Source organism: Limnobacter sp. SAORIC-690, assembly GCF_002954425.1.
Lineage (GTDB): Bacteria > Pseudomonadota > Gammaproteobacteria > Burkholderiales > Burkholderiaceae_B > Limnobacter > Limnobacter profundi.
The window spans coordinates 737,889-748,539 of record NZ_MQVZ01000001.1; the positions used below are offsets into that span (position 1 = coordinate 737,889).

At 55.4% G+C, this 10,651-nt stretch carries 12 protein-coding genes; 8 read left to right on the plus strand and 4 right to left on the minus strand.

Going from position 1 to position 10,651, the window contains the following annotated elements; translation table 11 throughout:
- Positions 1 to 35 precede the first annotated feature (35 nt).
- From BSZ31_RS03480 to BSZ31_RS03490, 3 genes are all read left to right on the plus strand, one after another.
- Positions 36 to 1,025, plus strand: a complete 990-nt coding sequence (locus tag BSZ31_RS03480; protein WP_168426829.1) for a GTP-binding protein — start codon at positions 36 to 38, stop codon at positions 1,023 to 1,025.
- A 52-nt stretch (positions 1,026 to 1,077) separates the two neighbouring features.
- Positions 1,078 to 1,503: an RNA polymerase-binding protein DksA gene (gene dksA / locus BSZ31_RS03485; protein WP_105027577.1), complete on the plus strand. Its 426-nt coding sequence runs from the start codon at positions 1,078 to 1,080 to the stop codon at positions 1,501 to 1,503.
- Positions 1,504 to 2,592: 1,089 nt separating this feature from the next.
- Positions 2,593 to 3,441 carry a hypothetical protein gene (locus BSZ31_RS03490; RefSeq protein ID WP_105027578.1) on the plus strand — a complete coding sequence of 283 codons (849 nt, stop codon included), beginning with the start codon at positions 2,593 to 2,595 and terminating at the stop codon, positions 3,439 to 3,441.
- 63 nt (positions 3,442 to 3,504) lie between these two features.
- On the opposite strand, the gene rsmI is transcribed toward BSZ31_RS03490, so the two are convergent.
- Positions 3,505 to 4,404, minus strand: coding sequence for a 16S rRNA (cytidine(1402)-2'-O)-methyltransferase (gene rsmI / locus BSZ31_RS03495; protein ID WP_105029720.1), 900 nt, complete (start codon positions 4,402 to 4,404; stop codon positions 3,505 to 3,507).
- 25 nt (positions 4,405 to 4,429) lie between these two features.
- Between rsmI and BSZ31_RS03500 the strand changes: the two genes are divergently transcribed.
- From BSZ31_RS03500 to BSZ31_RS03515, 4 genes are all read left to right on the plus strand, one after another.
- The gene (locus BSZ31_RS03500) at positions 4,430 to 4,933 is read left to right on the plus strand and encodes a YraN family protein (RefSeq protein WP_105027579.1); all 504 of its coding nucleotides are present in this window, start codon (positions 4,430 to 4,432) and stop codon (positions 4,931 to 4,933) included.
- Positions 4,934 to 5,024: 91 nt separating this feature from the next.
- Positions 5,025 to 5,627, plus strand: coding sequence for a phosphoheptose isomerase (locus BSZ31_RS03505; protein WP_008247441.1), 603 nt, complete (start codon positions 5,025 to 5,027; stop codon positions 5,625 to 5,627).
- The gene (locus BSZ31_RS03510; protein WP_105027580.1) at positions 5,617 to 6,291 is read left to right on the plus strand and encodes a BON domain-containing protein; all 675 of its coding nucleotides are present in this window, start codon (positions 5,617 to 5,619) and stop codon (positions 6,289 to 6,291) included. Before BSZ31_RS03505 ends, BSZ31_RS03510 begins: the two co-directional genes overlap by 11 nt.
- 24 nt (positions 6,292 to 6,315) lie before the next feature.
- The gene (locus BSZ31_RS03515) at positions 6,316 to 6,807 is read left to right on the plus strand and encodes a peroxiredoxin (protein WP_105027581.1); all 492 of its coding nucleotides are present in this window, start codon (positions 6,316 to 6,318) and stop codon (positions 6,805 to 6,807) included.
- Positions 6,808 to 6,828: 21 nt separating this feature from the next.
- On the opposite strand, the gene BSZ31_RS03520 is transcribed toward BSZ31_RS03515, so the two are convergent.
- Positions 6,829 to 7,284 (minus strand): RNA-binding S4 domain-containing protein, encoded by a 456-nt coding sequence (locus BSZ31_RS03520; protein WP_105027582.1) that lies wholly within the window; start codon positions 7,282 to 7,284, stop codon positions 6,829 to 6,831.
- 66 nt (positions 7,285 to 7,350) lie between these two features.
- On the opposite strand from BSZ31_RS03520, the gene BSZ31_RS03525 reads away from it, so the two are divergent.
- The gene (locus BSZ31_RS03525; RefSeq protein ID WP_146106579.1) at positions 7,351 to 8,484 is read left to right on the plus strand and encodes a tartrate dehydrogenase; all 1,134 of its coding nucleotides are present in this window, start codon (positions 7,351 to 7,353) and stop codon (positions 8,482 to 8,484) included.
- A 17-nt stretch (positions 8,485 to 8,501) separates the two neighbouring features.
- Here BSZ31_RS03525 and BSZ31_RS03530 read toward each other — a convergent pair whose 3' ends face one another.
- Both BSZ31_RS03530 and BSZ31_RS03535 read right to left on the minus strand, forming a co-directional pair.
- Positions 8,502 to 9,146 (minus strand): hypothetical protein, encoded by a 645-nt coding sequence (locus BSZ31_RS03530; protein WP_105027583.1) that lies wholly within the window; start codon positions 9,144 to 9,146, stop codon positions 8,502 to 8,504.
- 81 nt (positions 9,147 to 9,227) lie between these two features.
- Positions 9,228 to 10,637, minus strand: a complete 1,410-nt coding sequence (locus BSZ31_RS03535) for a caspase family protein (RefSeq protein WP_168426830.1) — start codon at positions 10,635 to 10,637, stop codon at positions 9,228 to 9,230.
- Between the last annotated feature and the right edge of the window lie 14 nt (positions 10,638 to 10,651).

Below are 10,651 nucleotides of genomic sequence, written 5' to 3' on the forward strand. Positions count from 1 at the left end.
CCACTGTTGACCCAATTTTTGCAGCACACAACACCATGAACAAAGCAGCCCACAACATGATCCCAGTCACCATTCTTACCGGCTTTCTGGGCAGTGGAAAAACCACCTTACTAAACCGAATTCTGAAGGAAAACCACGGCATGAAAATCGCCGTGATTGAAAATGAATTCGGCGAAGAAGGTGTCGACAACGACCTGTTGATGCAAAACGAACAGGAGAATATTGTCGAGATGAACAACGGCTGCCTGTGCTGCACAGTGCGCGGCGACCTGGTGCGTATTCTCGGCGAAATGGCCGCCAAGCGTTTGGCGGGCGAACTCAAGTTTGACCGCGTGGTGATCGAGACCACCGGTATGGCCGACCCTGGCCCGGTTGCCCAAACATTCTTTGTAGATGATCTGGTGGCCGAAAGCTTCATTCTGGACGCAGTCATTACCGTGGTCGACGCCAAGCATGGCATGCAGCAACTGGACGAACACCGCGAGATTCAACAGCAAGTCGGTTTTGCCGATCGTATTTTGCTGTCCAAAACCGATCTGTGCACGGAAGATGACGTCACCGCGTTGAAACGCAGGCTGGTTAAGATGAACGCGCGCGCCGAAATGATGATTTCGGAATTCGGCGTGGCCCCAATCGACAAACTGCTGGACGTACGTGGCTTTAACCTGAATTCCATTCTCGACATTGCACCCGACTTTCTGGACGAAGACAAACATGTTCACAACGACGAAATTCAAAGCTTTGTCTTCAAAAGCACCAAGCCGTTTGATGGGCAGAAGTTTGAGGAATTCATGGGCGCGGTCACCCAGGTTTATGGCCCCGACATGCTGCGCTACAAAGGCATCTTGAACATCAAGGCAAGCGACCGCCGCGCCCTGTTTCAAGGCGTTCACATGCTGATGGGACTGGACTGGGGCAGAAAATGGGACAGTGCCGAGAAAAAAGAAAGCAAAATCGTGTTTATTGGGCGTAAACTCCCCAAGGAATTTATCACCCAAGGGTTAGAGCTTTGTCTAGCCCGATAGCGGATATACTGGTATATAGTCAATAAAAAACCAAAGGACTAGAGGCTGTGCTATGACCACTGAGAAAACGCCCGTCATCACCGAGAAGCAATTGCTCGCGATGAAAGAAGACGATTACATGAACGAGGTGCAGCTTGCCTTTTTCCGCCAGCGCTTGCAGGAAATGGAAAAGGAACTGCTGGCCAACGCAGGTGAAACAACGGAGCACCTACGTGAAACCGTGGTGGTCCCCGACCCCGCAGACCGCGCCACCATTGAAGAAGAGCATGCGCTTGAGCTTCGTACCCGCGATCGTGAACGCAAGCTGTTGAAGAAAATTCAACAATCCATTCAAAAAATCGAAGCTGGCGAATACGGCTGGTGCGAAGAAACGGGCGACCCCATTGGTGTAGCCCGTTTGCTGGCCCGCCCCACTGCCACGCTTTCGCTTGAAGCGCAGCAGCGCCGGGAATTGAAGCAGCGTATGTACGGAGATTGATTCTCTCGATTTGCTGATGCGGTACAAAAAAGCACGGTGACCCTTGGGTTGGCGTGCTTTTTTTACGCGCTCAATGGCCGACGTATATACCCAATCGGCTTGCGTTCCGCTCTCTGCGGCTTTGTTAATAGCTCAATCGGCTTGGGTTCAGCTGTCCCGCAGCTTCTTTCTTAATCGCCCGATCGGCTTGGGTCCCGATCTCTCGCCAGAAAACCTGTATTTCCCTTTTTGATATTCACCCTGACTCACCTCGCTCGGCAAAAGAGCGGGCCGAGTCTCGGTGCCGGCCCATGGCCGAGCGTGGCGGGTGAATTCAAACGGGCAGGTTTTCTTGAAGGCGAAGCGATCGAAACACCGCCGCCGATTGGGCGATGAAACCAGCCGTGAGTTGCGTGGAGAGAGAAATTCGCCAGTGCCGATTGACCATTGAACACAGCCGCGAGTCGCTCGGAGGTGGCGAAGCGCGGCACGGGAGTGCGGGGAGCTGAACTTGCCATGGGTCGCACGATGACCAGTCAGAAAACTTGCCGGCTTGGCGCGCCGAGACCAACAATCGCGCCCTGGCGCAAAAGCCAAGACCCGACCGTTACTTTTGGAGGGCTTGGCTTAGTGCAGGCTCAAGACGACAAGCCGAAATGCCAAGTTTTCGGGCAACGGCGATCCTTCAAGTTCAGCTCCCAAGTCACTGGCCCTGTGCGACACAAGGTACCCACGCCGACTTGGCTACCAATAGCAGCGGTGACAGTTCAAGTTTGGCTCCCTAGTCACCGGCCCCGTGCGAGACAAGCACAACAGCAGCCGCGAACCTTCAAGTTCAGATCAAAAGTGACCTTCGGGTGACGTAAACACCCCGCCATCACAGTTTTGTCATCAATTTTCCGCCACAAATATTTCACCGAAGCTAATTTCTTTTGAGAATCATCAACTTACCCCGAAAAGATCGCATGAAAGTGAGTTTTTTACCCATACTTTGTAAGTAATGTGCGAATTGCGATGATTAATCAATCTCTGTTGTTATTACGCAGGCAGCGCAGATTGCCTACAGAAAACTAATAACTATTTTTAATCATTTCAAATGACGGAGAAAGCATGGCCCTAGACGAATTGAAGAACGGCATCAGTGCCGTACCAGTAGCTGGCGAAATTCTGGCTGGCGTATTGGACACCTTTGCTGGCTCGCTGCCAGCCGCCCCCGAACTGCCTGGCTTGGACGCCATTCCCGGTTTGGACGCATTGCCTATTCCCACAGACAGCCTGCCCGGACTGGACTCACTGACTGGTCTGCTGGACGGCGGTTTGCCCACGCCTCCAGCTGGCATTCCAGGCTTGGACTCAATTCCCGGTTTGGATATGCTGCCAACCAGCCCAGATGCCATCACTGACCTGCTGACAGGCGGACTGCCCGACGCCCCTTCAATTCCCGGTCTCGATGCAATTCCTGGCCTGGACGCACTGCCACTGCCAACCGACGGCGCCCCAAGCCTGGACGCACTCACTGACCTGCTCGGTGGTGGTTTGCCAGAAGCCCCCGCCCTACCAGGCCTGGACGCCATTCCTGGTCTGGATGCACTGCCAATTCCAACCGACGGTCTGCCAAGCCTGAGCACACTGACTGACCTGCTCAGCGGTGGTTTGCCCGATGCGCCAGCACTGCCTGGTTTGGACGCAATCCCTGGTCTGGATGCGATTCCTGGCCTGGATGCACTGCCAATTCCAACAGACGGCCTGCCAGGCCTGGACTCGTTGACCGGCCTGCTCGGCGGTGGTTTGCCCAGCCTGCCCGGCGGTGGTGACACAGGTGGCGGCCTGCCTGCCAGCCCCATCAGCTTTGAAGACGGCACACTGACCTTGGCTTTGCCAGAAGGCCTGCCAATTTCAGCGTCTGTGAGCATCAGTGGCCTGGAAGTGCCAGAAGCAGGTTTGCCCCTGCCTGCCTAAGCTTTAGGCAACAGCAGTTCTTGACTCCACACAGTGGTTTAGCCAGCCTTCGGGCTGGCTTTTTTATGACCGCCCGCTTTTGATCAAAAGAGCCCGGTCGTACACCGTGTTTTTGGCCATGCCAGTGGCTTTCACCACCAGCGCCACTGCTGTCTTCAGCGGCAACTCGGCCAATAACAAGGTAAGCCAAGTGTCCAAATCTGCGCTGGCCTGCGCGGCTTCTGCATCGTGGTCAGAATCCTGCTTACCGCCGATCACCCACGCCCATTCGCCACGCTCGGCGTTGGCATCTTGCCGCACCTGCTCAAACACCTGCTCACCACTGCCCCGGTAAAAGGTTTCAAACTGCTTGGTCAGCTCGCGCCCGGCACACATGTCGCGCCCACCCATGCCCAGGTTTTCAAGGTCGTCTACCAGTTGCATCACGCGGTGGGGCGCCTCAAACAGCACTTGGGGCTCAGGGCAAGCCAGCCAGGTTTTCAAATCATCCAAACGGTTTTTTCCTTTGGCTGGCAAAAAACCACGGAAAGTGAAAGCGCCATCCACCAACCCGCTCGCGGCCACCACAGCCAACACACTGCTGGCACCGGGCACCGGCACCACAGTAAAACCGGCCTCGGCCACACAACGAACTACCACAGCGCCAGGATCCGACACAGCAGGCGTGCCCGCATCGCTCACCAACGCCACCGACTCACCACGCTGCAAACAAGCCAGCACCCCCTGCGCACTTTCGCGTTCATTGTGGGCGTGGTGCGCCATCAAGGGTTTTTTGATACCCAATGCATCCAGCATGCGGGCGGTGTTGCGGGTGTCCTCAGCGGCAATTCGATCCACCTGCTCCAACACTGCGCGAGCTCTAAGACTAAGGTCACCCATATTGCCGATGGGGGTTGCCACCACATAGAGGGAAGGTTCTCGCCTTGTTTCGCTCCTCGCATCAGAATTCACAGCATTGTTCATTCCATTTCCTTCACCGGCGTTCTGCATGGCGCTCAAATCCAAATCCAAAGTTCCTGAATTGTCCGGCATTCCATGGGCCACACGCAAATCGCGATCACCAAAAGCCAAAATTCCATGGCTAGCCCCCAAAGAAAAAGCCGACACCACCCACAAAGCACCTCCCACACACAAACTTGCCTTGCTGGCGGAGGGACAACTGGCGGAAACCCAAGCCCTGCGCCTGCTTGAACAACACGGATTAATCCTGGTGACACGAAATCACCGGTGCCGCTGCGGTGAAATTGATTTAATCATGGCGCATGGCAACACCGCAGTCGTTGTGGAAGTTCGGCTTCGCAACAACAGCCGCCATGGCAGCGCGCTCGAGAGTATTTCCAGTCACAAGCAGGCCCGCGTGTCGCGTTGCGCAAAGCTGTGGTGGGTGCAGCAGGGTCAACGCAAGTTCACGCACCTGCGTTTTGATGTGGTCGCACTGGAAAACGGCACTGAACCACAGTGGGTGCAAAATGCGTGGCAAATCAGCAACTAAAGCGGAATCAAACCGCTGCGCCATGCAAATCGCCTGCAACGGGGTCACCTATAATAGAAGGCTCGAGATAACTGCCAGAAGGCCTGTCGCCATGGACTTGATCACACGCATTACCCAACAATTTGATGAAAGCATTGCCGCCAAACAGGCCGCCACCGAAGAGTTGGCCGGGCCCATTTCCGAGGCAATCGAACTCATGGTGAATGCACTCACCAATGGTGGCAAGGTACTGGCCTGTGGCAACGGTGGCTCGGCAGGCGATTGCCAACACTTTGCGGCTGAACTGGTGGGCAGGTTCGAGCGCGAGCGCCCCGGCTTGGCGGCCATTGCACTCACCACCGATTCATCGGCCATCACTGCGATTGGCAACGATTACAGTTTCAATGAAATTTTTTCAAAGCAGGTGGCGGCCATTGGCCAGCCTGGTGATGTGTTGCTGGCCATTTCAACCAGCGGCAACTCGAAGAACGTACAACTGGCCATTGAGGCCGCACACGCTCGCGACATGACCATTGTTGCGCTCACCGGCAAGGGCGGCGGCCAAATGGTGCACCAGCTGAAAGAAGGCGATGTGCATGTGTGCGTGCCGCACAACCGCACTGCCCGCATTCAGGAAATACATTTGTTGGCGATCCATTGCATTTGCGATGGCATCGACCTGAGTTTACTTGGAGAAGAAGAAAATGAGTCGTAACCCCCGGTTTTTTACCCGCACACGTTCCTCCGCCATCTGCGCCATCTTGATGGCTTCACTGGCAGCACCGCTGTTGGGCGGCTGTTTTGTAGGTGCAGTCGCGGGCATTACAGCGGGCTCTCTGGCTGCTGCAGACCGCCGCACCGTGGGCACTCAAGTTGAAGACCGCACTTTGCAGGTCAAAGCTGAAAGCGCCATTCGCGAAAGTTTTGGCGAAAACGTGCACGTCAACGCCACTGTGTACAACCGCCAAATTCTGCTGACCGGTGAAGCACCCGACGACACCACCCGCGCACAGGTCGAGGCTCGTGTTTCCACGCTGCCCAACATTCGCCTGATCGTGAACGACATTCAAGTGGGCTTCAAAAGTTCCTTGTCAGCGCGCTCCAACGACGCATTCATCACCGGCAAGGTCAAAGCCTCCCTGCTGGATGCACAAGACATTTTTGCCAACTCATTCAAAGTCACCACCGAAGCAGGTGTGGTGTACCTGATGGGCCTGGTCACTGAACGTGAAGCCAACCGTGCAGCCTCCATTGCGGCGGGCGTACCCGGCGTAGTGAAGGTGGTCAAGGTGCTTGAATTGATTTCTGAAGCTGAACTTTCACGCCTGTCGGCCACTCCAAACAACGGAAGTGCGCCCGTGGAAAACGGCCCGCGTTAATCAGTTACACAAAAAAAGCCGGCAATGATCAAAAAATTTCTTACCCTGTTTTCAACCCTTGCAGTGGTCAGCATGCTGACCGCCTGCGGGGGCGACAAAGCACCGCAAGTGGATTACGTCACCATTCAAGGCCAAACCATTACACCGGCCGATTACCAGGGCCAGGTGATGCTTGTGAACTTTTGGGCAACCAGTTGCACCACTTGCGTGAAAGAAATGCCAGACATTGTCGACACCCACAACAAGTTCAAAGACCAGGGCTTCAGAACCATTGCGGTGGCCATGAGCTACGACCGCCCCGATTACGTGGTGAATTTTGCGGAAACCCGCAAGCTGCCATTTGATGTGGCGCTGGATGTGAACGGCAATATTGCGAAAGCCTTCAAAGATGTAAAAATTACGCCAACTACCTATGTAATCAATCGCAAAGGCGAAATCATCAAAACCTATGTGGGTGAACCCGACTTCGCAGCTTTGCACCAGTTGATCGAGAAATCGCTGGCTGAAAAGGTTTAAGGCCGGCAACATTCGCCGGGCTTATTCATCGCCCCACTTGAAGTCATCCATCACACGGCGGTCCCGCTTGGTGGGCCGCGCCTTGATCTCCAGGGCAGGGTCTTTCATCAATTTGCGGTTGGCCGCGCGCTCGGCACGCTTTTTCGCACTTTCCATGGTTTCTTCGTACAGGCCTTGCGCAATGGTGGCGCTACCCCGCTTGTCGCCCAGGCCTTTCACCACCAGCACCATGTCGTCCCAACCCACAGGCACAGTGAGCACATCACCCACCTGCACACCATAAGCGGGTTTCACACGCTCATCGTTGCACTTCACCTTGCCACCTTCCACCACCTCGGTGGCCAGCGAACGGGTTTTGAAAAAACGGGCGGCCCACAACCATTTGTCAATGCGCACGTTGGCACCCGGCGCTGAAAAATCGGTTTTGCCATTGGGTGTTTTAGCGGGTTCAGGGTTTCTGTTTTTACTGCGGCTCAAACTGACTCCATCGGGGATTCCCACACTGGTTGGCCTACCTTGCTTCAGGTAGCCTTTGGGGCTTCCATGAATTCAAACAAGGACAAGGCTGTGAAACACTCCATCGCAATTATTCCCGGCGACGGCATCGGTCAGGAAATTATGCCAGAAGCGCTGAAGGTGCTGGCTTGGGCTGAAAAAACCCATGGCATTGCGCTGGAGTTGCATCACAAAGACTGGGCACACTGCAATTACTACCTGAAACACGGCAGCATGATGCCCGAAGACTGGAAGCCCCAACTTGAGGCCTGTGAAGCCATTCTGTTCGGCGCGGTGGGCATGCCCCACCTGGTGCCCGATCATATTTCCCTGTGGGGCTCGCTGCTGCGCTACCGCCGCGAATTTGACCAATATGTGAATTTGCGTCCCGTGAAGTTATTGCCTGGCGCACCCTGCCCCTTGGCCAACAAAAAACCCGGAGACATCGACTTCGTGGTGGTTCGGGAAAACACCGAAGGCGAATACTCGGCCGTGGGTGGCCGCATGTTTGAAGGCACTGACCGTGAAATTGTGCTGCAAGAAAGTGTGTTCACCCGCCATGGTGTTGACCGTGTGCTGAAGTTCGCATTTGAAATGGCGCAAAACCGGCCTCGCAAAAAACTGACTGCCGCCACCAAAAGCAACGGCATTGCAATCAGCATGCCCTACTGGGATGAGCGCGTAGACAACATGGCCAAAGGCTACCCTGAGGTGGCCTACGACAAACAACACGTGGACATTCTGGCCGCCCGGTTCGTGATGCAACCCGAGCGTTTTGATGTGGTCGTGGCCAGCAACCTGTTCGGCGACATTCTCAGCGACCTGGGGCCAGCTTGCACCGGCACCATTGGCCTGGCTCCCTCGGCCAACCTGAACCCGGACCGCACCTTTCCCTCGCTGTTTGAACCCGTACACGGCTCGGCACCCGATATTGCAGGCAAAGGCATAGCCAACCCGATCGCCATGATTTGGTCAGCCGCCTTGATGATCCAGTTTTTGGGGAACAGCCCAGCCGTGATGGCAGCAGGTCGCCAAGCAAGCTACCAGCTGGCCCACGACCAAATTCTGGCTGCCATTGAAGCGGTGCTGGAAAGCGGTGACCCTGGCGTGCTGACAGGTGACTTGAAAGGAAAGGGAACCACCAAAACCCTGGGCGATGCCATTGTCAAAGCGTTGGGCTAACACCCGGTTTTGAGTCACTAGTTCGCCCCGTTCTTGGCCAGGTACCAACCTGTGTGAGTGGGGCGAAGAGCCATTTCAATCACGAAGCTGGGCTGCAAGGTACCCGCCACTGCCGTGCCCGTGCTCAAGGTAAACACCGAAGGGTCGAACGACTCTACCTTCAGGTTCTTGAAGTGATTCAACATGTGGGCGTCTTTCAAGCTGGCCTCAAAACGCGCTGAAACCGCGTCTTCCTGACCAAATGGCTTGTTCCGAATGTAGTCGACTGTTTTTTCAACCCACAGGCGACCGAAACACAAGGCCTCGTTGTCACCCTGAGGGCCTTGCCTGAAGTGAACACCTTCCAGTTTTTTCAAACCGCTTGACGGCATAATCACCCAGCGACCATCGCGGGTTTGGAAAATATCCAGCAAACCCGACAAATCCCAAGCCTTAACCTCGCGGGCGACAGCACTGTTGGCTGGCACCTGGTCGCGGGCGTACTGCTCAATCGCTTCCGGGCTGGGCAAACGTGCGCACAGGGCACCATGGCTCAAAATAAAGGTTTCCGCCCTTGCGCCTTTGAGCAAGTTGTCTTCATTCAAATTGGTGCGGGGGTTGCAAGCCATGAGCAAACCTGCAAACACGGTCAGAGCGATCCAGTTAAAAACAGGGCGGGTCATTGTGAGGTTCCTTTTTCACTTACAAACATTGTGAATCTTTGTAAGACCATTGAAACCTCAAAAACAACGGGAAAGGCCTGCCTATTTGCGCGCATGCCCCAAGGCACGGGGCGGTGAATAGCCCAGTTGCCGGGCCTGCGCCTCGGCCTGCGCAGCCAACAAGGGCTGTGCAGCCTCACGGTAGTACAGCGCCAGTTCGTAGCTTGCAATGCCATTGCCCAAACCACCGGCGTACTGCAACCAACCCACATATCGCAATTGGCCTTGTTCAGTGTCGGCTTGCCTGTGCAAACGTGCAATCCGGGCGGCTGCGTCTTTGTCACCGCGCGCTGCCCGAACCAGGTCAGCACCAGCATCCACCTGCAATTGGGACGGCAGCGGCTGGGGCAACACAAAACTGGTTTTAAACAGCTTGACCTCTTTGTTGCGCAACACACTCAAGGCCTGCTGGGCACCGGCCTGATAAACCATCACTGATTTTGCTTGAATACTGTTTGGATAAGAGGTCAGAAAAGACTGGCACAAGCGAAGCAGATCAACAGGCCACTGCGTGGACTGAATGGCCAGCCAGTCGGCCTCCTCCTGAGGTGACATGGGCTGCAGCGCGGGCAGGCCCAACATTGCAGGCGCAGACACCGTCAGCGGAACCTGCACACGGGCATTGTCTGCAATGAACGGGTTTTGGGCCAAACGTCGAATTGCAGCAAGCGGGTGCTTCAGCATGGTGTTCTCCACATCTTCCTTCACCATTCGAAACAAATCGTTGAAAGTGATATGACCTTCCGACTCCCGAAGCAGTTTTACCAAAGCACCCGTGTAAAAAGTGTTTTGATCCGCACTGGCCGGGGACACGGCGGGTTTGCCAGCCCCTGTTGAAAAACACACCAGGCTGCCCACGGGTGCTTCAACCTGATTCAAACCCTCACCATCGCCTAATGCATTGCGCAAATCGGTTCTGCATGCATCAATCACCGTGATGTTCAAGGCCTGCGGCCTGGGTGGCAGTGCAGCCAGCAACTTTTGCTGAAGCACCAGGGAGCGCGCCAGTAAATCACGGCGAGGTGCCGTGGGGTTCGCCCCCGAGCCCAACAACAAATTGTTGGAGTCCACCTGCAAACCGTGGCCTGCGTAATAAAACAGAGTGACCGCATTCGGAGGCGCTTGCTCAACCCGTTTTACAAATTCGTTCACCGTGGTTTGCAGGCTGCTTTCATCCAGGTTCATGGCCTGGGTTACATCAAACCCCCGAAAAGCCAAGGCCTCGCCAAGGTCCATCACATTTTTGTGAATGGGCGGCAAATCGTGTGGAACCGGGTAATCACCATTGCCGATCAACAAAGCCAGCCTGTGCGTGTAGGGCGCAGCCGAATTGCTTGCCACATTGCCCGCCCGGGCAGGTTGCAGTCGAAAAACAAGTGGTGCAACCGACAACACGCCTGCCAAACCCAACAAGGTTTGCAGTGCACTTCGCCGGCCGGGCAACTGCGGCAACGTTGAGCATGGCA